The sequence below is a fragment of the Streptomyces sp. SYP-A7185 genome, assembly GCF_046103685.1.
Lineage (GTDB): Bacteria > Actinomycetota > Actinomycetes > Streptomycetales > Streptomycetaceae > Streptomyces.
The window spans coordinates 1385831-1408745 of the sequence record NZ_CP122310.1; the positions used below are offsets into that span (position 1 = coordinate 1385831).

Here is a 22915-nt window from a genome sequence, read left to right on the forward strand (position 1 = left end):
TCCGTGCTCCTCCCGATGCGTCGTCCGCCCGCCAGCCTAGCTTTCGGTTCCGGCGCCGGACAGGCCGCGGAAGGAGGACGCCCGCCCGTCCGGTCCGGCGCACCCGTCACGTGCTGGGCCGCTCCGCGCCGACCAGCCACATGGAGAAGAACTGCGAACCGCCTCCGTAGGCGTGTCCGAGCGCCCTGCGGGCCCCGTCGATCTGGTGCTCGCCGGCCTGGCCGCGCACCTGAAGTGCCGCTTCGGCGAAGCGGATCATGCCCGAGGCGCCGATGGGATTGGTGGAGAGCACCCCGCCCGACATGTTGACGGGCAGATCCCCGTCCAGCTCCGTCACGCCCGACTCGGTCAGCTTCCAGCCCTCGCCCTCCGCGGCGAAGCCCAGGTTCTCCAGCCACATCGGCTCGTACCAGGAGAACGGCACGTACATCTCCACGGCGTCGATCTCGCGCCGCGGGTCCGTGACCCCCGCCTGCCGGTAGACGTCGGCCGCGCAGTCCTTGCCCGCCTGCGGGGAGACGAAGTCCTTGCCCGCGTGCAGGGTCGGCTCGCTGCGCATCGCGCCGCCGTGCATCCAGGCGGGCGGCCGGGGCGAACGGGCCGCGCCCGCCCGGTCGGTGAGGATCATCGCGCAGGCCCCGTCGGAGGAGGGGCAGGTCTCGGAGTAGCGGATCGGGTCCCAGAGCATCGGCGACGCCTGGACCTTCTCCAGGGTGATGTCGTGTTCGTGCAGGTGGGCGTAGGGGTTCTTCAGGGCGTTGCGACGGTCCTTGTAGGCGACGAGCGAGCCGACCGTGTCGGGGGCGCCGGTGCGCCGCATGTAGGCGCGTACGTGCGGGGCGAAGAAGCCGCCCGCGCCCGCGAGGAGCGGCTGCTGGAAGGGGATGGGCAGCGAGAGCCCCCACATCGCGTTGGATTCCGACTGCTTTTCGAAGGCGAGGGTCAGCACGGTGCCGTGGACGCGGCCCGCGACGAGGTTCGCGGCGACCAGGGCCGTGGAGCCGCCGACGGAGCCCGCCGTGTGCACGCGCAGCATCGGTTTGCCCACGGCGCCCAGCGCGTCGGCCAGGTACAGCTCGGGCATCATGACGCCCTCGAAGAAGTCCGGCGCCTTGCCGATGACCACGGCGTCGATGTCGGCCCACGTCAACTCGGCGTCGGTCAGGGCCTGCTGGGCGGCCTCCCGGACCAGGCCGGCGATCGAGACGTCCTGCCGGGCGGCGACGTGCTTGGTCTGGCCGATCCCGACGACGGCCACGGGCTCCTTGCCCACCCCACTCATCACGAATCTCCTTCGAGGACGGCGACCAGGTTCTGCTGGAGGCAGGGGCCGGACGTGGCGTGCGCGAGGGCACGCCGGGACTCGCCCCGGTGGATGCGGGCGGCGGCCTCGCCGAGGCGGATCAGCCCCGCGGCCATGACGGGGTTGGCGGCGAGCGCGCCGCCGGAGGGGTTCACCGCGACGTCGTCGCCCAGCCGCAGGGCCTTGCGCAGGACGATCTCCTGGGAGGTGAACGGGGCGTGCAACTCGGCGGTGTCCACCGGCCGTTCGAAGGCACCGGCCCGCTCGGCGGCCAAGCGGCTGGAGGGTGAGTCGGTGAGGTCGCGCACGCCCAGGGAGTGCGCCTCGATGCGGTGGTCGATGCCCCGGATCCACGCGGGTCGCTCGCACAGCTCACGGGCCCGGTCGCCCGCCGCGAGGATGACGGCGGCGGCGCCGTCCCCGATGGGCGGGCAGTCGCCGGTGCGCAGGGGGCGTACGGCGTAGTCGCCCTGCGGCACGGCGCCGCTGAGCTGGGCGTGCGGGTTGGCGGCGGCGTCCGCGCGGCTGCGGGCGGCGACTCCGGCGAGCGCGGGCTCGTCGGTGTCCCCCGCGTCGATGAGGGCCTGCGCCTGGAGGGCGGCGAGGGCGACGGAGTCCGGCCACAGGGGCGCCACGTAGTACGGGTCGAGCTGCCGGGTCAGCACGTCGCGCACCGAGCCGGGGGACGACTTGCCGTAGGAGTACACGAGCGCGGTGTCGGCGTCGCCGGTGAGCAGTTTGGTCCACGCCTCGTACAGTGCCCAGGCGCCGTCCATCTCGACGTGCGATTCGGAGATCGGCGGCCAGGCACCCACCCCGTCGAGCGCCATCGTGAAGGAGAAGGCGCGCCCCGCGAGATAGTCCGAGGACCCGGAGCAGGTGAAGCCGATGTCGCTGGTCTTCAGGCCGGTGGCGGCGAGCACCTCGTGCAGGACCGGCATGAGCATCTCCACCTCGGAGAGCTCGTCGGTGGAGCGCAGATGGTCGGTCTGCCCGAAGGCCACGATGGCGATGTCCCGGACGGGCCGCATCACCGACGGCTTCGCGGACGGCATCTACACCAGCTCCTTGTACGTGTCGTAGTCGGCGTCCGGCTCGCCCGTGGGCCGGTAGTGGTCGGGGAAGCGGGCGCCCTCGGTCCACACCGGTTCGACGCGCAGGCCCATCCGCACCTGGTCGTAGGGGATGCCGGCGATGCGGGAGTGCAGGGCGAGGTCGGCGCCGTCGAGGGCGATGTGCGCGTAGACGTAGGGCACTTCGATGTCGAGGTTCTTCGCCTTGATGTTGACGATGCAGTACGTGGTGACGGTGCCGCGGGGGCCGACCTCGATCCGGTCGGTCGTGGCGACGCCGCAGGTGGGGCAGGCGCCGCGGGGCGGGACATAGACCTTGCGGCAGGAGGGGCAGCGCTCGCCGACGGTCCGCTGCTCGGAGAGGGCCTTGATGTACGCGGTCTGGGCGCGGCCGGGGGCGTAGGTGTAGTCGAGGCGCGCGGCGGCGACGATGCCGGTGACGGGATCGGTGAACTGCCCGGAGTGCGGGGCGGCTGCACCGCCCGGGGCCCCTTCGTACGCCTCGAAGCAGGCGATGTCGGTGATGGCGCCGGTGCGTTCGGCGGCCCAGCGGATGCGGACGCGCATGCCGGTGGTGACCGCTTCGGGGCCCGGCGCGTCCAGGGCGTGGAGGAGGGCGGTGTCGGCGCCGTCGAGTTTCACCAGGACCCAGGCGAAGGGCCGCTCCAGGGGCTGTCCTCTGCGGGGCTCGTGGTTCCAGGCCCAGGTGGTCACGGTGCCGGTGGTGGCGACCTCGACCAGGTCGCGGATCTCGTCGGCGGTCACCGGGTCGTACTCGACGGGCGGGACGAGCGTGCGCCCGTCGGTGGTCTTCACCCCGAGCACGGTGCGCTCGCGCAGCCCGGTGAGAAAGGCGCTCTGCACGGGCCCGAGGGAGCGGGTGAAGGGAAACTCGACGACGAGCGGGGCACGCAGCACTTCGGGTGAGGAGGCGGATGTCATGACCAGGGCTCCGTTTCTCAGCGAGGGGACGGGGCGCCCCGACAGGGGCGCGGGGAACTGCGGGACCAGCCACGAGGGGCCCGCAGTCGGGACACGGCCTACGCCCGGCGAAACTCCGGTGCGCGTTTCTCCGCGAAGGCTCTGGAGCCCTCCTTCGCGTCGGCGGTGTCGAACACCGGCCACCCCCGCTTCAGCTCCGCCGCGAGCCCGTCCGTCTCGGACATCTCCGCGGCCTCGTACACGGACGCCTTGACCGCCTCGACGGCCAGCGGCCCGCACGCGTTGATCTGCTCGGCGACGGAGAGGGCCTTCTCCAGGGCGGTGCCGTCGGGCACGACGTGCCCGATGAGGCCGATCGAGGCGGCTTCGGCCGCCGAGTAGGGCCGCCCGGTGAGCAGCATCTCCAGGGCGTGCGTACGGGGGATCTGGCGCGGGAGGCGCACGGTGGAGCCGCCGATGGGGAACAGGCCGCGCTTGACCTCGAAGAGGCCGAAGGTCGCGGACTCGCCCGCGACGCGGATGTCCGTGCCCTGGAGGATCTCCGTGCCGCCCGCGACGCAGTGGCCCTCGACCGCGGCGATGACCGGTTTGCGGGGGCGGTGGTGGCGCAGCATGGCCTTCCAGTGCAGATCGGGGTCGGCCTTCATCCGGTCCCGGTACCGCTCGCCGTCCATGCCCTTGCCCGCGAGGGCCTTGAGGTCCATTCCGGCGCAGAACGCGCCGCCCGCCCCGGTGAGCACGACGGAGCGGATCGCGTCGTCCTCGTCGGCGGCGATCCATCCGTCGTAGAGGCCCACCAGCATCGGCAGCGAGAGCGCGTTCTTCGCCTCCGGCCGGTTGAGCGTGAGTATCAGTGTGGCGCCTTCGCGCTGCACAGCGAGATGTTCCGTCCCACCCATAGCCGTGCTCCCTCTCATAACGCCTCATCGACTGACGCCTCATCGACGGCCGGCCTGCGTCGACCACCTGCTGCGGCTTCGGACCTGGAACAGGTTGCAGTAGGCGGGGAGCCAGTTCAATAGTTTTCTGACAGTCAGTCAGATTTCTTGCACGAGGACCCTTCACACTTGTGGGTGCCTCTGCTCTGATGACCGCCAGAAGAGATGACGCCGGGGTCAGGAGGAGCGGTGGAGTACAACCTTGCCGACCTGTTCGAGTCGGTCGTCGACGTGGTCCCCGACCGCGAGGCGCTCGTGTACATCGATCACCCCGGCACCGGGACGGAACGCAGGCTGACGTACGCCGAGCTCGACCGGGCCGCCAACCGCATCGCCCATCACCTCGTCGACAGCGGCCTGAAGCCGGGCGAGCATCTGGGGCTCCATCTCTACAACGGCGTCGAGTACCTCCAGACCGTACTGGCCTGCCTCAAGGCGCGCCTGGTCCCGGTCAACGTCAACTACCGCTACGTGGAAGAGGAGTTGGTCTACCTCTACCGCGACGCGGACCTCGCCGCGCTCGTCTTCGACGCGGAGTTCACCGAGCGGGTCGCGGCCGCGCTGCCGCGTACGGAGAAGCTGCGGCACCTGGTGCGGGTGGGGACCCCGCCTGCCGACGCACCCGCGCTCGACGTGGTCGCCTTCGCCGACGCGGAGGCGGCGGGTTCGCCGGAGCGCGGCTTCGCGGCCCGCTCGGCCGACGACCTGTTCATCATCTACACCGGCGGCACCACCGGTATGCCCAAGGGCGTGATGTGGCGCCAGGAGGACCTGTTCTTCGCCGGGCTCTTCGGCGGCGAGCCCGCGGGAGAACCGGTGAAGCGGCCCGAGGAGCTGGCGGAGCGCGTCGCGGCGGGCGGCCCCGGCATCACGTTCTTCCCCGCTCCCCCGCTGATGCACGGCACCTCCACCCTCACGTCGTTCATCGCCTTCAACTACGGGCAGCGGGTGGCCATCCACCGCAAGTACGTCCCCGAAGAGGTGCTGCGCACCATCGAACGGGAGAAGGTCTCCAGCGTGTCGCTGGTGGGCGACGCGATGCTCAGGCCGCTCATCGACGCCCTGCACGGACCCCTCAAGGGCACCGACCTGTCCTCGCTCTTCAGCGTCTCCTCCTCCGGGGCGATCATGTCGGAGACCGTGCGGGCCCAGTTCCAGGAACTGGCCCCCAACGTCCTGCTCCTGAACAACTTCGGCTCCTCGGAGTCCGGTTCCAACGGCAAGGCGACGGACGACTCCGGCCCCGAGAAGGGCTTCCGCCTGGAGGTCAACGACCGCACCCAGGTGGTGGACCTGGTCACGCACGAGCCGGTCCCGGTGGGCGTGGTCGGCCGCCTGGCGCAGCGGGGCCATGTGCCGCTCGGCTACTACAACGACCCGGCGAAGACGGCCGAGACGTTCTTCCAGAAGGGCCAGGAGCGCTGGGTGCTGCTCGGCGACATGGCGACCGTCGACGAGGACGGCATCGTCACCGTCCTGGGCCGGGGCTCGCAGTGCATCAACACCGGTGGCGAGAAGGTCTATCCGGAGGAGGTCGAGCAGGCGCTGAAGTCGCATCCGGACGTGTACGACGCGCTGGTCGCCGGCGTCCCCGACGAGCGCTGGGGCAACCGCGTCGCCGCGGTCGTCCAGCTGCGGGACGGGGCGCCGCCGCTGGACCTGGAGGCGGTCCAGACCCACTGCCGCACCCGCCTGGCCGGATACAAGATCCCCCGCGCGGTGGTCTTCACCGAGGAGATCCAACGCTCCCCGAGCGGCAAGGCGGACTACCGCTGGGCGAAGGCGGTGGCGGCGGGGACGGACGTCTGAGGACGCGGGCACGGTGGCGTCGGAGCTGCCCGTACGGTGTCGCCGCGCGAGCATCGGGCGGGTGGGCGGGAGCGGATCCGCCGCGCAGCGGCGGTGCGGACATCACCCCGCGCACACGGACCGCATCGCCCGCCCCAGGGCCACCCCGTGCAGCAGGTCGAGGTGCCGCTCGTGCCACACGCGCACCACCCCCGCGGCCACGAGCCCCCGGCAAGAAGGCAGAGAGAGCGCGGACGGAGAGTCGGCGATCCCCCGCACCAACGCCCCGTTCACCCGATTGATCTCCTGCCGGACCTCCGCGAGATCAGGCCGCCGATCCGGGTCCGGCGCCTGCGCGGGATCGGCGTCCCACCGCCGGTGCAACTCCCGCTGCACCACCTTGTTGGCCTCGATCTGGTCCCGGAAGATCCGCACGGTCGCCTCCGGATCGGCGCCCAGCTCCCGCGCCTGCCGCGCGACGTCGTCGAGCACCTGCCGCTCGCGCGCCGGATCGTCGATCGGGCTGTCCGTCCCGTACTTCGCGGCGGCGACCAGATCGGCGGTGCCCAGCCGCTGGGCCGCGAGATCGGCCAGCAGACGAAGCCGGCCGTACGGCCCCGCGGGGTCGGCGGCCGCAGCAGCCGCGGCCCCCTGCGCCGGGGCGGCGGCCACGACGCCTCCGCCGCCGACCAGCAGGGCCACGCTCAGGGCCCCGGCGGTGAGCCAACGCCCCGCGGAAGAAACAGACAGCACGGTGTCCTCCTCGATGTTCCCGAACTCGACTTCTCCGACCTCGACGTCCCCGAACTCGACGTCCCCGCAGCCCTAGTCCTGTGCGAGGAACCCCGCCACCCGCCGCGCGAACCACTCCGGGTCGTCCAGCCACGGGAAGTGGCCGCCGCCGGGCTGCACGTGGCGTACGCCACCGGGGAAGAGACCGGCGAGTTCCTGCGCGTGCGCGGGGTTCGGGGCAGCGTCGTACTCCCCCGCGAGGACGAGGACGGGAGCGCTCAGCTCGGCCAGTGCCGCACGCGTGGCGGGCGGGTCGAAGGCGCCGTCGCCGTAGAACAGGGCGGCGGCCTCCGCGTTCTTCTCCCGCGCGCTCGCCGCCTGGTGCGCCCGCGCCGCCTCGTCCCAGCGTCCGTAGGCGAGGGGCACGATCGCGTCCCACACCTCCAGCGGGCTGCGTCCCGCCGCGATCTCGTACAGTGCGGCCTCGGCCGCCGGGTACCACGGCTCGCCCCGGTGGGCCGACGCCGCGTCGAGGTGGTCCCGGGGGCCCAGGGTGAGGCCGAGCGACTGCGTGGCCGGGGCGATCAGGACGAGGCGGCGGACCCGCTTGGGGTGGCGCGCCGCGTACAGCGTGGCGATGTTGCCCGCCGCCGAGTGGCCCAGCAGGTCGACCTCGCCGAGCCCCAGGTGCTCGCGCAGCGCCTCGACGTCCTCCACGTGCCGGTCGCAGCGGTAGGTCGCCGGATCGGCCGGGGTCGCGGAGTCGCCCGTACCGCGCAGGTCGAGCAGGATCAGCCTGCGGTGTGCCGTCAGGCCGCCGAGATCGCCCAAGTAGGCCGATGCGCGCAGAGGGCCGCCCGGCACGCAGAGCAGCGGCTCGCCCTCGCCCTTCTCGTGGTAGGCGAGCGGGGTCCCGTCGTACGCGGTGAAGGTCGGCATGAGGGTGATCATCACATCTCACGCCGCACCCGGACAATGCCGTTCCGCCGGAGCGCCCCAGCTCAAGGCCGCCCTGTGCGATCTCTTGACGGCCGCCCCCGGGGCTGGATTACTGACCTTGACGGAAGATCGACGACCGAATGATCGGTCGCCCGTTTGAGACGGGAGAAACGGCATATGACGGCCATGCTGGACGCGGCGGAGCGCCTCGGACGCGAGGAGCTGGAGGCACTGCAACTGGAGCGCCTCCAGGACACCTTGCTGCACGCGTACGAGAACGTTCCCTTCTACCGGGCGGCGTTCGACAAGGCCGGCCTGCGCCCCGACGACTGCCGCGCCCTGTCGGACCTGGCCCGCTTCCCGCTCACGGCCAAGTCCGACCTGCGGGACAACTACCCCTTCGGGATGTTCGCGGTCGAGCAGTCCGAGGTGAGACGCCTGCACGCGTCCAGCGGCACCACCGGGCGGCCCACCGTCGTCGGCTACACCGAGCAGGACCTGTCGATGTGGGCGGACGTGGTGGCCCGCTCGATCCGCGCGGCGGGCGGCCGTCCGGGACACAAGGTCCATGTGGCGTACGGCTACGGCCTGTTCACCGGCGGCCTCGGCGCGCACTACGGCGCCGAGCGCCTCGGCTGTACGGTCATCCCCGCGTCCGGCGGCATGACGGCGCGCCAGGTCCAGCTGATCCAGGACTTCCGCCCCGAGATCATCATGGTCACGCCCTCGTACATGCTCACGCTCCTGGAGGAGTTCGAGCGCCAGGGCGTCGACCCGCGCACGACCTCCCTCAAGGTCGGCATCTTCGGCGCTGAGCCGTGGACGGAGGAGATGCGCCGCGAGATCGAGGAGCGGTTCGCGATCGACGCGGTCGACATATACGGGCTCTCGGAGGTCATCGGCCCCGGTGTGGCCCAGGAGTGCGTGGAGACCAAGGACGGCCTGCACATCTGGGAGGACCACTTCTATCCCGAGGTGGTGGACCCGGTCACCGGTGAGGTGCTGCCGGACGGCGAGCGCGGCGAGCTGGTCTTCACGTCGCTCACCAAGGAGGCCATGCCGATCATCCGCTACCGCACCCGCGATCTGACCCGCCTCCTGCCCGGCACCGCACGGGTCTTCCGCCGGATGGAGAAGGTCACCGGCCGGTCGGACGACATGGTGATCCTGCGCGGCGTGAACCTCTTCCCCACGCAGGTGGAGGAGATCGTCCTGCGCACGCCGGGCGTCGCCCCGTACTTCCAGCTGCGGCTGTCCCGCGAGGGCCGCATGGACGCGCTGACGGTCCGGGCCGAGTCCCGCGCGGACACGACCCCAGAGCGGCGCGAGGCGGCGGCCCGGGAGATCGCGTCGGCGGTGAAGGACGGCATCGGCGTCTCGGTGGCGGTCGAGATCGTGGACCCGGAGACCATCGAGCGGTCGGTGGGCAAGTTCAAGCGGATCGTGGACCTGCGCGACAAGTAGCCGCGGGACACGCGACTTCTACGACGCGCTGAAGCGGTCCCGCAGCTCCCGCTTGAGGATCTTCCCGCTGGCGTTGCGCGGCAGCTCGTCCACGAACAGGACCCGTTTGGGCGCCTTGAAGTGGGCGAGCTTCTCGCGCGCGTGGTCGATGAGTTCGGCCTCGGTGACCTCTCCGCTGCGTACGACGACGGCGGTGACCGCCTCGATCCAGCGCTCGTCCGGCAGCCCGATCACGGCGGTCTCCGCGACCCGGGCGTGGGTGTAGAGCGCGTCCTCGACCTGGCGCGAGGCGACCAGGACGCCGCCGGAGTTGATGACGTCCTTCACCCGGTCGACGACGGTGAAGTAGCCCTCCTCGTCCCGCACGGCGAGGTCGCCGGAGTGGAACCATCCGTCGCGGAACGCCTCCTTGGTCTCCTCGGGCTTGTCCCAGTAGCCCTCGCACAGCTGCGGCGAGTGGTAGACGACTTCCCCCTGGGTGCCGTCGGGCACCTCGTGACCGTCCTCGTCCACGATCCGCGCCTCCACGAAGAGGACGGGCCGCCCGCAGGAATCCATCCGCCCCTCGTGCTCGTCGGGCCGAAGGACCGTGGCCAGCGGGCCGATCTCGCTCTGCCCGAAGCAGTTGTAGAAGGCGAGCGACGGCAGCCGTGCGCGCAGCCGCTCCAGGACGGGCACGGGCATGATCGACGCCCCGTAGTAGGCCTTGCGCAGGGCACCGAGGTCGCGGGTGGCGAAACCGGGGTGGTTCGCGAGGCCGATCCAGACGGTGGGCGGCGCGAAGAGGCTGTCGGCCCGGCCCGCCTCGACCAGCTCGAAGATCCGCTCGGCGGCGGGCGCGTCGATGACGGTGTTCTCGGCGCCGACCGCCAGATAGGGCAGCAGGAAGACGTGCATCTGCGCCGAGTGGTACAGCGGCAGCGCGTGGACGGGCTTGTCCGTCTCCTTGAGGTCCAGGGCGGTGATGGCGCTGACGTACTCGTGGACGAGGGCCCGGTGGGTCATCATGGCGCCTTTTGGCAGGGCGGTGGTGCCGGAGGTGTAGAGCAGCTGGGCCAGTTCCTCGGCTCCGGGCCCCTCCCCGTCGTACGCCCGTGCCGAGGCGAGCCGCGCGAGCAGCGAGTCGCCGGTGTCGCGCAGGGCCAGGACGCGGACGTCGCCGGGCAGGCGCGGGACGAGGTCCGGGTCGGCGAGGACCAGGGAGCTGCCCGACTGGCCCACGATGTACGCCAGGTCGTCGCCGACGAGGTTCTGGTTGACCGGCACATGGACGAGCCCCGCCCGCGAGCAGGCCAGGAAGCCGATCAGATACGCGTCCGAGTTGTGGGCGTAGGCGCCGACGCGCTCCCCGGGGCCAAGGCCCTGCTCGCGCAGCACCTGGGCGGCGGCCGAGACGGCCGTGTCCAGCTCCGCGTACGTCCAGGCCCGCTCGCCGTAGCGCAGGGCCACCCGCCCCGGCACGCGCCGGGCGCTGCGGGTCAGGACGTCGTCGACCGTGTTGCTGCGTACACCCGTCATGGCGTGATCCTGTGCCGCGCGCGTCACGGTGGTCAAGGCTCCGGACGGGTCACGAACCCGACCGGTCCCGGTACTCGATCAACCGACATACCGGTTGGTACGCTCAACCGCCCTCTTCCTCAGAGCAGTTGGGAGGCTCCATGCGTACCCGTATCAGACGCCTGACGGCCCTCGGCATCAGCCTGCTGACCGCCGCGGCTTTCTTGCCCTCGTCCGCCGCCACCGCCGGCGCGGCCGAGGCACGCGACGTCCGCGCGTCGGGCCACGGCCTGTCGGCGACCGTCCGCTACACCCAGTACGGCATTCCGCACATTCTCGCCAAGGACTACGAGAACCTCGGCTTCGGCACGGGCTGGGCCCAGGCCGCCGATCAGGTCTGCACCCTCGCCGAGGGCTATGTGACCGTGCGCGGGGAGCGGTCACGTCACTTCGGCCCTGACGGCAAGCCCGACGGTTCGCTGTCCTCGGCGACCACGAACCTCTCCAGCGACCTGTACTTCCGCGGGGTCCGCGACGCGCGCACGGTGGAGAAGCTGCTCGACCAGCCGGCCCCCGCGGGACCGAGCGCCACGTCCAAGAAGCTGATGCGCGGCTTCGCGGCGGGCTACAACGCCTGGCTGAAGCAGAACCGCGTGACCGATCCCGCCTGCAAGGGCGCCCGGTGGCTTCGCCCGATCTCGGCCCTGGACGTGGCCCGGCAGGGCTTCGCCGTCCAGATCCTCGGCGGCCAGGGGCGCGGCATCGACGGCATCACCGACGCGCGCCCGCCGGGCGCGACGGCCGCCGACCGCACGGCCGACCCGCGGCGCACCGCGAAGGCCGCCCGGGAGCTGTTCTCGCCCGACGAGGCCGTGATGGGCTCCAACGCCGTCGCGTTCAGCGGGAAGACCACGGCGAACGGCAAGGGCCTGCTGCTCGGCAATCCGCACTACCCCTGGCAGGGCGGCCGGCGCTTCTGGCAGTCGCAGCAGACCATCCCCGGCGAGCTGAACGTCTCGGGCGGTTCGCTGCTCGGCACGAGCGTGGTCAACATCGGCTTCAACGGCGACGTGGCGTGGAGCCACACGGTGGCGACCGGGGTGACCCTCAACCTGCATCAGCTCGCGCTGGACCCGGCCGATCCGACCACCTATCTGGTGGACGGCAAGCCGGAGAAGATGACCAAGCGCACGGTCGAGGTGCCGGTCAAGGACGGTGCTCCGGTGACCCGCACCCAGTGGTGGACGCGGTACGGGCCGGTCACCACCGGCCTCGGCGCGCAGCTTCCGCTGCCGTGGTCGGCGAAGACGGCGTACGCCCTGAACGACCCCAACGCGGCGAACCTGCGCGGCAGCGACACCGATCTGGGCTTCGGCAAGGCGCGCTCCACCGAGGGCGTCCTGAAGGCGCTGCGCGACACGCAGGGGCTGCCCTGGGTCAACACCGTCGCCGCGGACCGCAAGGGCCACTCGCTCCTGACCCAGTCGCAGGTGCTGCCCCGCATCACCGACGACCTGGCCCGGCGCTGCTCCACGGATCTGGGCAAGGTGACCTATCCGGCGTCGGGCGTGGCCGTGCTCGACGGTTCGCGCGGTGACTGCGGGCTCGGCTCGGACAAGGACGCCCTCCAGCCGGGCATCTTCGGCCCGTCGAAGATGCCCACCCTGAAGGACGCCCCGTACGCGGAGAACTCCAACGACAGCGCCTGGCTCACCAACGCCGACCGGCCGATCACCGGTTACGAGCGGGTCTTCGGGACGATCGGCACGCAGCGCTCCATGCGGACGCGCGGCGCGATCGAGGATGTCGCGGCGATGGCCGGGAAGGGCCGCCTGACGGTGGAGGACCTCCAGAAGCAGCAGTTCGCCAACCGTGCCCCCGCGGGTGACCTGGCCGCCGACGACGCGGCACGGGCGTGTGCCGCACTGCCCGGCGGATCCGCGACGGGCAGCGACGGCAAGGCGGTCGACGTGCGCGAGGCGTGCGCGGCGCTCAAGGCCTGGGACCACAGCATGGACACGGACAGCAGGGGCGCCCTGCTCTTCGACCGGTTCTGGCGCAAGCTGGTCGCCGCCGTGCCGGGCACCCAGCTGTGGAAGGTGCCGTTCTCCGCCGCCGACCCGGTGCGCACCCCGAACACCCTCGACACGGGCGCGCCGGGCTTCGCGACCGCGCTCGCCGACGCGGTGAGCGAGCTGCGCGGTGCGGGCATCGCGCTGGACGCGCCGCTGGGCGAGAACCAGTTCGTCGTCCGCGGCTCGAAGCGGCTTCCGGTGCACGGCGGCACGGAGTCGATCGGCGTGTGGAACAAGGTCGAGCCGGTGTGGGACGCCAAGGGCGGCGGCTACACCGAGGTCGCCCATGGCTCCAGCCACATCCAGGCGGTCGGCTGGGACAAGAGCGGCTGCCCGAAGGCGCGCACGCTCCTGACCTACTCGCAGTCGTCGAACCCGAACTCGCCGCACTACAGCGACCAGACACGGCTGTACGCCGAGGAGCGCTGGGTGACGTCGCGGTTCTGCGAGAAGGACATCCTGCGCGACCCGAAGCTGAAGGTGGTCAAGGTGCGGGGAGCTGCCGTACCGAGGTGACCGGAACAGGTCCGCCCCGCGCCATCTCCGGTGCGGGGCGTACCTGTCGGGTGCGGGGCGGGCCTGTTCGGGGCGGGGCGGACCTGTCCGGGGCAGGGCAGGCAGGGATCAGACCGCCCGCTCCCGTCCCTCCCAGTACGGCTCGCGCAGCCTGCGCTTGTAGAGCTTGCCGTTCGGGTCGCGGGGCATGACCTCGATGAAGTCGACGCTCTTGGGCCGTTTGTAGCCCGCCAGTTGCCGCTCGCAGTGGTCGAGGATCTCCGCCGCGAGCGCGTCGCCGGCCGTGTGGCCGTCCGCCACCTCGACGACCGCCTTGACCTGCTCGCCCCACTCGTCGTGCGGGATGCCGAAGGCGGCCGCGTCCGCGACGGCGGGGTGGGTGAGCAGCGCGGACTCGATCTCGGCCGGGTAGATGTTGACCCCGCCCGAGATGATCATGTCGATCTTGCGGTCGCGCAGGAAGAGATAGCCGTCCTCGTCCAGGAGGCCGAGGTCGCCGACGGTGAAGAAGTCGCCGATGCGGTTCTTCTTCGTCTTGGACTCGTCCTTGTGGTACGAGAAGCCGCCGGTGCTCATCTTCATGTAGACGGTGCCCAGTTCACCCGGCGGCAGCGGGTTCCCGTCGTCGTCGAAGACCGCGAGTTCGCTGATGGGCCAGGCCTTGCCGACGGTGCCCGGCCGCTTGAGCCAGTCCTGCGCGGTGGCGAAGGCGCCGCCGCCCTCGCTGGCCGCGTAGTACTCCTCGACGCACTCGCCCCACCATTCGATCATCGCCCGCTTCACGTGGTCGGGGCAGGGCGCGGCGCCGTGGATGGCGTGGCGCATCGAGGACACGTCGTACGCCGCCTTCGTCTCGTCCGGCAGCGCGAGGAGGCGGTGGAACTGGGTCGGCACCATGTGGGTGTGGGTGGACTTGTGGGCGTCGATGAGGCGCAGCATCTCCTGGGGCGTCCACTTGTCCATCAGGACCAGCGGGTGGCCGATGTGCAGCGCCGCGCCCGCGAACTGGAGGACCGCCGTGTGGTAGAGCGGCGAGCAGACCAGGTGCACGTTGCCGTCGAAGGGCTTGATGCCGAAGATGCCGAGGAAGCCGCCGAGGTAGGACTCCTCGGGGAGCTTGCCGGACAGGGGGCGCCGGATGCCGCGCGGGCGTCCCGTGGTGCCCGAGGTGTAGTTCATGACCCAGCCGAGCGTGCGGGCGTCCGGCGCCGACTCCGGCTGTCCTTCGAGGAGTTCGGCGTACGGGCGGAAGCCCGGCACCTCGCCCACGGCGTACCGGTGGGTGGCCGGGAGCCTCGCCTCGTCGGCGGCGTGCGTGGCCGCCTCGGCGAACCGTTCGTGCGCGATCAGGACCTTCGCGCCGGAGTCGGCGACGATCCAGGCGATCTCGGGTCCGACCAGGTGGTGGTTGACCGGGACGAGATAGAAGCCGGCCTGGGAGGCGGCGAGATACGCGGTGAGGAACTCGACGCCGTTGGGCAGCACGACGGCGAAGGCGTCGCCGCGCTCCAGGCCCGCGGCGCGCAGCCCGTGGACGAGTTGGTTGGTCGCCGCGTGCAGGCGCCGCGCGGTCCACTCCTCACCGTCGGGCGCGGTCAGGACCACGCGGTCCGGGTCCGCCTCGGCCTGTGCCCAGAACCCGTTGGGGGGCGTGCTGCTCATAGGGACCTCTCCTCCGTCTGGTCAGTCGCGTCCGGCGATGCGGTTCACACGGTCGATGGCCCGTTCGAAACCGCGGGTCAGGTCGTCGAAGACCGCCTGGACGCCGCGTTCGCTGTTCATCCGGCCGACGATCTGCCCGACGGGCGTGCCGAGCAGCGCCTGGACCTCGTACTTCTGGATGCGCGAGACCGCCTCGGCGACCAGCAGCCCCTGGAGCGGCATGGGCAGCGTGCCCGGCCCGTCCGGGTCGTCCCAGGCGTCGGTCCATTCGGTGCGCAGCTGCCGTGCGGGCTTGCCCGTCAGGGCGCGCGAGCGGACCGTGTCGCCCGACCCCGCGGCAAGCAGCTTCTCGGTGAGGGCCCGCGAGTGCATGTCGGCCTCGGTGGTGGTGAGCCACAGGGAGCCGAGCCACACGCCCTGCGCGCCGAGCGCGAAGGCGGCGGCGATCTGCTCCCCGCTGCCGATGCCGCCCGCCGCGAGGACCGGCAGCGGCGCGACGGCCTCGACGGCTTCCGGCGTGAGCACCATGGAGGCGATCTCGCCGGTGTGGCCGCCGGCCTCGTAGCCCTGGGCGACGACGACGTCGATGCCCGCGTCGGCGTGCTTGCGCGCGTGGCGGGCGCTGCCCGCGAGAGCGGCGACCAGGACGTCGTGGTCGTGGGCGCGCCGGATGACGTCGGCGGGCGGTGACCCGAGCGCGTTGGCGAGCAGCTTGATCGGATAGTCGAAGGCCACGTCGAGCTGATTGCGGGCGACCTGTTCCATCCACCCGGTGATGCGCCAGCCGGAGGCCTCGCCTTCGGCGAGTTCGGGTACGCCGTACTTGCCGAGGGTGTCCTTGACGAACTGCCGGTGGCCTTCGGGGATCATCGCCTCGACGTCGGCCTCGCTCACCCCCTCGACCTTCTTCGCGGGCATCACGACGTCGAGGCCGTAGGGCCGGTCGTCGACGTGCTCCTGCATCCAGTCGAGGTCCCGGGCCAGCTCGTCGGGTGCCGTGTAGCGGACCGCGCCGAGCACACCGAATCCGCCCGCCCTGCTGATGGCGGCCGCGACCGCCGGGAAGGGCGTGAAGCCGAAGATGGCGTGCTCGATCCCCAGTTTCCTGCTCAGCTCTGTCTGCATGGGCGCAGGATGCCGCAGCCGTCCGGACGACGGAAGAGATTTTCTGATGCAGTGTCAGATCTTTGCCCGGCGCCCGCGGTTGACAGGGCCGGACACTGACATGAAAGTTTCAGCAGTCTCTTGTGATCCCGAAAGATAATTTCAGCCGAGAAGAGTCCGAAGAGTTCCAGGAGGGGGCACGGCCATGGCCGAGGACAACGGGGCGGCGGACAGAGCGGGCAGCGGGCTCAGCAGACGCCAGCTGGGCGCACGGGTCGTGGCACTGGGCGGGGCGCTCGCCCTGGTGCCGTTCCCCGCGGGCCCCGCGGCGGCGGCCGCGTCCGAAGGCGGCGCCGGGCGTCCGACCCTGCGGCCCGGCTCCCCCGAGCGCGCCGGACTGCTCGCCGGGCACCTGCGCCAGCTGGTCGCCGACGCCGAGCAGTTCCTCGGCCCCTCCCCCAAGCACCCCTGGTACGCGGGCGCCGTGCTGCTCGCGGGCCGCGGGGGCACGGTCGCCCTGCACCAGCCCATCGGCAAGGCGGTGCGCTACTCGGCGTACGACGAGAAGACCGACACCGGCGTCGAGCTGCCCGCCGACCGGCAGATCGCGATGGCCAAGGACACGGTCTTCGACCTGGCCTCCGTCTCCAAGCTGTTCACCTCGCTGCTCGCGGTGCAGCAGATCGAGCGGGGCCGCCTTGAGCTGGAGGCGAAGGTCACCTCCTACCTCCCCGACTTCGGCGGCGCGGGCAAGCAGGACATCACCGTCCGCCAGCTCCTCACCCACACCTCGGGCTTCCGCTCCTGGATCCCCCTCTTCAAGGAGCCCACGCGCGAGGGGCGGCTGCGCCTCATCTGGCAGGAGAAGCCGCTCAACCCGCCGGGCACCAAGTACCTCTACTCGGACCTGAACCTGATCTCGCTCCAGCTGGTCCTCGAGGAGATCACCGGACGACCCCTCGACGTGCTGCTCCGCGAGGAGATCACCGCACCCCTCGGGATGCACCGCACCCGCTACAACCCGCCCGCGTCCTGGCAGCCGAAGATCGCCGCCACCGAGGACGCCCGGCTGCCCTGGTCGGGCCTGGAGCGGGGCATGGTGTGGGGCGAGGTCCACGACGAGAACGCCTTCGGCTTCGGCGGCGTCGCGGGACACGCGGGGGTGTTCTCCTGCGCATGGGACCTGGCGGTCCTCGGCCGCACGCTTTTGAACGGCGGGGTCTACGGCCGCTCCCGCATCCTCTCCGCCGAGTCCGTGAAGCTCATGTTCACCGACTTCAACACCGACTTCCCCGGCGACGAGCACGGCCTGGGCTTCGAGCTCTACCAGCACTGGTACATGGGCGCGATGGCCACCCCGCGCACCGCGGGCCACACGGGTTTCACCGGCACGTCCCTGGTCCTGGACCCGACCACCGACTCGTTCCTCGTCGTCCTCGGCAACTCCGTGCACCCGGTGCGCAGTTGGCGTTCCGGATCGGCTCCCAGGGTGGCGGCCGCGAACAACATGGCACGCGCCGTCCCGGTCCGCCCGGCGCACGGACGCACCGCGTGGTTCTCCGGCATGGCGAACGCGGCCTCGGCCACCCTGACCCTGCCGGCGCTGACCCTCACCACGGACCGGGGACGACTGCGCTGCTCCCTGTGGTGGGACACCGAGCCCGGCTCGGACCAACTGCGCCTGGAGGCCTCCCGCGACGACGGCTCGACCTGGCAGCCGGTGCCGTTCACCACGGAACACCGGGGTTCGGCCCCCCGGCAGCACCCCGACGGGACCGCGTCGGGCTGGTCGGGCCGCGTCTGGCGCCGCCTGACGGCGGACCTCGCGCAGTGGCGCGGCGACCAGGTGCGCCTGCGCTGGCGGTACGCGACGGACCAGCTCTACGTGGGGCGCGGTGCGTACGCCGACGGGCTGCGGGTCGAGGACGGGCGCCGCACGGTCTTCGACGAGGCCCGGCCCGCCGACGCCGCGCGCATCGAAGCGGTGGGCTGGACCACGTCGGCGGACTGAGGCCGCCACGCCCTGCGCGGGCGGGGACGCCGGTACGGCGGCGCCCCCCGCCCGGGGGCTCATTCGCCCAGCGCGGCCATGGCGGCGTTGTGCCCGGGGATGCCGCTGACCCCGCCGCCGCGCACGGCGCCCGCCCCGCACAGCAGGACGTTCGCGTGCCGTGTCTCCACGCCCCAGCGGCCGGTGTCCTCCTGGGCGTAGGGGAAGGCGAGATCGCGGTGGAAGATGTTGCCGCCGGGCAGGCGCAGGTCGTGCTCCAGGTCGAGAGGCGTCTTGGCCTCGACGCAGGGACGGCCCTCGGCGTCGGTGGCCAGACAGTCGGCGATCGGCTCGGCCAGGTGTGCGTCCAGCTGCGCCAGGGTCGACTTCAGCAGGTCGGCCCGTACGGCGTCGTTGTCGTGGGCGAAGAGCCGGGCCGGCGTGTGGAGCCCGAAGAGGGTGAGGGTCTGGCAGCCGCGCTCCACGAGGTCGGGGGCGAGGATGCCGGGGTCGGTCAGGGAGTGGCAGTAGATCTCGGAGGGCGGCGCGGCGGGCAGCTCACCGGCGGCGGCCTGGGCGTACGCGGTCGCCAACTCCCCGTATCCCTCACCGATGTGGAAGGTCCCGGCGAAGGCCTCGTGCGGGTCGACCGAGGTGTCGCGCAGCCTCGGCAGCCGTTCGAGCAGCATGTTGACCTTGAGCTGGGCACCCTCGGCCGGGGTGGGCGGCGCGTCGCCGACGAGGGCGGCGAGTTCCTGCGGCGAGGCGTTGACCAGGACGTGCCGGGCGGCGACGGTGCCCTCGCGCTCGGGGGTGCGGTAGGTGACCTCGGCGGACCGGCCGTCCGAGGCGACGCGGGTGACCTCGTGGCCGGTGGCCAGTTCGGCGCCCGCCGCCCGGGCCGAGGCCGCGAGGGCCCCGGTGAGCGCGCCCATGCCGCCGACCGGCACGTTCCAGTCGCCGGTGCCGCCGCCGATGACGTGGTAGAGGAAGCAGCGGTTCTGGCGCAGGGACGGGTCGTGGGCGTCGGCGAACGTGCCGATGAGGGCGTCGGTCAGGACCACGCCGCGCACCAGGTCGTCGGCGAACCGCTCCTCGATGGCGGCGCCGATGGGCTCCTCGAAGAGCGCGTGCCAGGCGGTCTCGTCCCCGATGCGCTCGCGCAGGGCCTCGCGGGTGGGCAGCGGCTCGGTGAGCGTGGGGAACACCTGCTGGGCGACCTGGCCCGTCATGGCGTAGAACTCCCGCCAGGCCTCGTACTCGCGCGGGCCGCCGGTGAGCCGCTCGAAGGCGTCCCTGGTGCGGGCCTCTCCCCCGCCGACCAGGAGTCCGCCAGGGCGCCCGTCGCGCTCGGTGGGCGTGTAGGAGGAGACGGTCCGGGTGCGCACCCGGAAGTCCAGGTCGAGGTCGCGCACGATCTTCCGCGGCAACAGGCTGACCAGGTACGAGTAGCGCGAGAGCCGGGCGTCGACACCGGCGAAGGGACGGCTGGACACGGCGGCCCCGCCGGTGCCCGAGAGTCGCTCCAGGAGCAGGACGGAGCGTCCGGCGCGGGCGAGGTAGGCGGCGGCCACGAGTCCGTTGTGACCGCCGCCGACGATGACGGCGTCGTATCGATCGCGAGGAGGCATGGCCCCTTGGTAACACGGGCGGGGCGCGCCAGGCCCCGAAGGGGCGCGGGGCCTGGCGCGTCAGTGTCCGCCGGAGGCCCGCTGCTGGCGCAGGGCCGCCACCCGCCGGTAGAGCTCGACCGCCTCGGTGCCGCGGCCCAGCTGTTCCAGGCAGTGCGCCTCGTCGTTGCGGCTGGCCAGGGCGTCGGGGTGGTCGGCGCCGAGGACCTGCTCGCGGGCGGCGGCCACCCGGCGGTACTCGGTGAGGGCGTCGGCCCAGCGGCCCAGCCAGCCCAGGCCCACGGCCACCTCGCGGCGGCTGACCAGGGTGTCGGGGTGGTCGCCGCCCAGGACGCGCTCGCGGATCGCGCAGACGTCGCGGGCCTCGGCGAGGGCCTCCTCCCAGCGGCCCTGGCGGCCGAGGTTGACGCCGAGGCCGTGCCGGGCGCGCAGGGTCTCGGGGTGGGCGGGGCCGTGCACGCGGGTACGGTCGTCGATCAGGTCGCGGTACAGCTCAAGGGCCTCGCCGCTGCGGCCGAGCCTGCCGAGGCTGATGCCCACCTCGTAGCGGGCGGCCAGGGTGTCGGGGTGGTCGGCGCCCAGCGCCCGCACCCGTGCGTCGGCGACTTCGCGGTAGGTCTGGAGCGCCTCCGGCCAGCGCCCCAACTGGCCGAGCGCGTAAGCGACTTCATAGCGGGTGACGAGCGTGTCGGGATGTGTCTCGCCCAGGACGCGCGCGCGGGCCAGGGCCACGTCACGGGCCAGCCGGTAGGAGTCCTCCAGGCGGCCGAGCCTGCTGAGGTTGTACGCGAGGTTGTGCCGGCAGCGCAGGGTGTCGGGGTGGTCGGGGCCCGCGGTCCGCTCCCGGACGGCGAGCACCGAGGTGTATATCTGGTGGGCCTCGAAGTGCCGCCCCAACTGCCCCATGACGTAGGCCATCTCCTGCCGCGCGGCCAGCGTGTCCGGGTGCTCGGGGCCCAGGGTGCGCTCCCGGCCCTGGGCGACGCGGCCGTACTCGCGCAGGGCGTCGGCGGCCCTTCCGGTGCGGCTGAGCGTGAAGCCCACCTCGTAGCGGCTGGCGAGCGTGTCGGGGTGGTCGGGACCCAGCGCGTGCTCCCGCTCGGCGGCGACCGCGCGGTGCACCTCGCCCGCCTCGGCCCAGCGGCCCAGGCGGCCCAGGCTCAGGCCCGCGTTGTGGCGGCTGACGAGGGTGGCGACCACCTCGGGGGACGGGGTGGGCCGTTCGGGCCTGCGCGGGGCCGCGGCCCGGCGCGCGTCGGTGCGCGGGATCCACTCGCCGGTCAGGCCCGCCGCCGCGTCCGGCGGCGTCGTCCGCAGCTCGGACGTGCCGTTCGCCTTGTGCCCGGTCGTCATGCCCCGGGTCCAGGAGGGCAGCCGCGGTTCGCGCGAGGGCGGCTGCTCGGGGCGGCGCACGGAGGGGGTGACGACGGTCGGCACGTACGAGGGGACGGTCCGGGCGGTGGCGATGCGGCGCCCCAGCTCGCGCGCGTCGCTGGGCCGCTCGTCCGGTTCCTTGGCGAGCAGGTCGAGGACGATCCTCTCGAAGTACTCGGGCAGTTCGTCGCGGTGCCTGCGCGGCGGTTCGGGCGGTGTGTCGCGGTGGCCGACGAGCACCGCCCAGGCGTCCTCCAGGTCGAACGGCGGCGCCCCGGTCGCGATCTCGTACAGCACGCATCCGAAGGAGTACAGGTCGCTGCGCTGGTCGACCTGGGTGCCGCTGATCTGCTCCGGGGACATGTAGTGGGGTGTGCCCATGGCGATGCCCGTGCCGGTCAGGCGCGAGGTGAAGCCGATGTCGTGGCCGAGCCTGGCGATCCCGAAGTCGCAGATCTTCACCGTGCCGTCCGTGAGCCGCATGATGTTGGCGGGCTTCAGGTCCCGGTGCACGATGCCCTGTTCATGGGTGTAGGCGAGCGCGGCGGAGACCTGGTCGGCGATCTCCACGACGTCCTCGACGGGCAGCGGATGCTGTTTGTTGTCCTCCAGGAGCTGACTGAGATTGCGTCCTTCGAGCAGTTCCATGACCAGGTACAGGACGCCGTCGTGCTCGCCGAAGTCATGGACGACGGTGACGCCGCGGTGCTGGAGCGCCGCCGCCACGCGCGCCTCGCGCCGGAACCGCTCGCGCAGCACGCGCGTGAAGGACTGGTCGTGCTGCGGCCCCATCGGCTTGAGGCACTTCACGGCGACCCTGCGCCCGAGTGACTCGTCGCGGGCACGCCACACCTCGCCCATGCCGCCGCGCCCGATCAGGTCCAGCAGCCGGTACCGGCCCTGGATCAGCCTGGTGTCCGCCATCTCCCGCCGTCGCCCCCGTTGACTCGCTTCGCCCTCCCCGGCCCGTCCAGTATGGCTGGCCGCCTGTCGAGTTTGTACGGGGCAGGCCGGGCGCCGGGCCCCAGCCTGGCCATGGCCCGCAGAATGTGCTTCGGCGGAAGTTGCCAGCGCAGACGTGCGGGAATGGTGCGCAGGATGGTGCCGGTGGTGACGAGCCGCCGGGTCACGACGGCGGGCGGCGGGGCCGTCCTGCCGTACAGCGCGTGGGCGTACGGCGGCAGCGAGGCGTACGCCAGATTCGCCACGCGCCGCCACAGCAGGGCACGCGCCGGGATCAAGAGGACGTGCGTCGGCGGGCGCCGGAGGAAGTCGTCGACGTCGCGCGCCTCGGGCCCGGCGGCCAGTTCGGGCCGCACCCGCTCGAAGTAGGCGGCGAGTTCGGCGGTCGACGCCGGTACGTCCGCGGGGTCGAGGCCGACGAGCCGGGCGCTCTCGCGGTGCTCGGCGACATAGCGGTCGGCCAGCTCGTCGGTGAGGCGGAACCCCGACCGGCGTGCGACGTGCAGATAGGAGTCGATCTCGGCGCAGTGCACCCACAGCAGCAGCCCGGGTTCGTCGACGCCGTACCGCTCCCCCGTGTCGGGATCGGTCGCCTTGATCATGGTGTGGATCTTCCGCACGCGGGCGCCCGCGTGTTCGGCGACGTCGGTGGCGCCGTACGTGGTGGTGCCCACGAAGTTCGCCGTCCGCATGAGGCGGCCCCAGGCGTCCTTGCGGAAGTCGGAGTTCTGCATGACGCCGCGCACCGCGCGGGGGTGCAGGGCCTGTAGGTACAGGGCGCGGATCCCGGCGATCCACATCATCGGGTCGCCGTGCATCTGCCAGGTCACGGACGAGGGGCCGAAGAGCCCCGGGTCGGCCGCCGCCGGGCCCTTCGACGAGGATGTGCCGCTTCCCGACGCGGATGTCTCGCGCATACAACCA

16 protein-coding genes are annotated in these 22915 nt (G+C 72.2%); 4 read left to right on the forward strand and 12 right to left on the reverse strand.

Annotated features, from left to right (window positions below):
- Positions 1-106: 106 nt before the first annotated feature.
- The 4 genes from QBL25_RS05890 to QBL25_RS05905 form a co-directional block, all read right to left on the reverse strand.
- A complete protein-coding gene (locus QBL25_RS05890) occupies positions 107-1273 on the reverse strand; it encodes a thiolase domain-containing protein (protein WP_409062563.1) in 1167 nt (388 codons plus the stop codon).
- An 8-nt stretch (positions 1274-1281) separates the two neighbouring features.
- On the reverse strand, positions 1282-2358 hold the full coding sequence (locus QBL25_RS05895) for a thiolase domain-containing protein (RefSeq protein ID WP_409055915.1): 1077 nt from the start codon (positions 2356-2358) through the stop codon (positions 1282-1284).
- Positions 2359-3318 (reverse strand): Zn-ribbon domain-containing OB-fold protein, encoded by a 960-nt coding sequence (locus tag QBL25_RS05900; RefSeq protein WP_409055916.1) that lies wholly within the window; start codon positions 3316-3318, stop codon positions 2359-2361. It lies immediately after the preceding gene.
- A gap of 98 nt (positions 3319-3416) precedes the next feature.
- A complete protein-coding gene (locus QBL25_RS05905) occupies positions 3417-4217 on the reverse strand; it encodes a crotonase/enoyl-CoA hydratase family protein (RefSeq protein WP_409055917.1) in 801 nt (266 codons plus the stop codon).
- A 228-nt stretch (positions 4218-4445) separates the two neighbouring features.
- Here QBL25_RS05905 and QBL25_RS05910 point away from each other — a divergent pair, with 228 nt between their 5' ends.
- Entirely contained in the window at positions 4446-6065 is a 1620-nt protein-coding gene (locus tag QBL25_RS05910; protein ID WP_409055918.1) for an acyl-CoA synthetase, read from the forward strand.
- A 102-nt stretch (positions 6066-6167) separates the two neighbouring features.
- Here QBL25_RS05910 and aroQ read toward each other — a convergent pair whose 3' ends face one another.
- Complete coding sequence (gene aroQ, locus QBL25_RS05915) at positions 6168-6797, reverse strand: gamma subclass chorismate mutase AroQ (protein WP_409055919.1); 630 nt, start codon at positions 6795-6797, stop codon at positions 6168-6170.
- A 72-nt stretch (positions 6798-6869) separates the two neighbouring features.
- A complete protein-coding gene (locus QBL25_RS05920; RefSeq protein ID WP_409055920.1) occupies positions 6870-7715 on the reverse strand; it encodes an alpha/beta fold hydrolase in 846 nt (281 codons plus the stop codon).
- A 177-nt stretch (positions 7716-7892) separates the two neighbouring features.
- On the opposite strand from QBL25_RS05920, the gene paaK reads away from it, so the two are divergent.
- Positions 7893-9179: a phenylacetate--CoA ligase PaaK gene (paaK, locus tag QBL25_RS05925; protein WP_409055921.1), complete on the forward strand. Its 1287-nt coding sequence runs from the start codon at positions 7893-7895 to the stop codon at positions 9177-9179.
- A gap of 18 nt (positions 9180-9197) precedes the next feature.
- On the opposite strand, the gene QBL25_RS05930 is transcribed toward paaK, so the two are convergent.
- Positions 9198-10697, reverse strand: coding sequence for an acyl-CoA synthetase (locus QBL25_RS05930; protein WP_409055922.1), 1500 nt, complete (start codon positions 10695-10697; stop codon positions 9198-9200).
- Between the two features lie 140 nt (positions 10698-10837).
- Between QBL25_RS05930 and QBL25_RS05935 the strand changes: the two genes are divergently transcribed.
- Positions 10838-13267 (forward strand): penicillin acylase family protein, encoded by a 2430-nt coding sequence (locus tag QBL25_RS05935; RefSeq protein ID WP_409055923.1) that lies wholly within the window; start codon positions 10838-10840, stop codon positions 13265-13267.
- A 108-nt stretch (positions 13268-13375) separates the two neighbouring features.
- On the opposite strand, the gene QBL25_RS05940 is transcribed toward QBL25_RS05935, so the two are convergent.
- Positions 13376-14929, reverse strand: a complete 1554-nt coding sequence (locus QBL25_RS05940) for an acyl-CoA synthetase (RefSeq protein ID WP_409055924.1) — start codon at positions 14927-14929, stop codon at positions 13376-13378.
- Between the two features lie 21 nt (positions 14930-14950).
- A complete protein-coding gene (locus QBL25_RS05945) occupies positions 14951-16054 on the reverse strand; it encodes a nitronate monooxygenase (RefSeq protein ID WP_409055925.1) in 1104 nt (367 codons plus the stop codon).
- A gap of 184 nt (positions 16055-16238) precedes the next feature.
- Here QBL25_RS05945 and QBL25_RS05950 point away from each other — a divergent pair, with 184 nt between their 5' ends.
- Complete coding sequence (locus QBL25_RS05950; RefSeq protein ID WP_409055926.1) at positions 16239-18044, forward strand: serine hydrolase; 1806 nt, start codon at positions 16239-16241, stop codon at positions 18042-18044.
- Between the two features lie 59 nt (positions 18045-18103).
- On the opposite strand, the gene QBL25_RS05955 is transcribed toward QBL25_RS05950, so the two are convergent.
- Genes QBL25_RS05955 through QBL25_RS05965 form a run of 3 tightly spaced genes read right to left on the reverse strand, consistent with a single transcriptional unit; the run spans position 18104 to position 22908 of the window.
- Complete coding sequence (locus QBL25_RS05955) at positions 18104-19654, reverse strand: phytoene desaturase family protein (protein ID WP_409055927.1); 1551 nt, start codon at positions 19652-19654, stop codon at positions 18104-18106.
- 60 nt (positions 19655-19714) lie between these two features.
- Complete coding sequence (locus tag QBL25_RS05960) at positions 19715-21952, reverse strand: tetratricopeptide repeat protein (protein ID WP_409055928.1); 2238 nt, start codon at positions 21950-21952, stop codon at positions 19715-19717.
- Positions 21934-22908, reverse strand: a complete 975-nt coding sequence (locus tag QBL25_RS05965) for an oxygenase MpaB family protein (protein ID WP_409055929.1) — start codon at positions 22906-22908, stop codon at positions 21934-21936. The genes QBL25_RS05960 and QBL25_RS05965 overlap by 19 nt, the downstream gene beginning before the upstream one ends.
- Positions 22909-22915 lie beyond the last annotated feature (7 nt).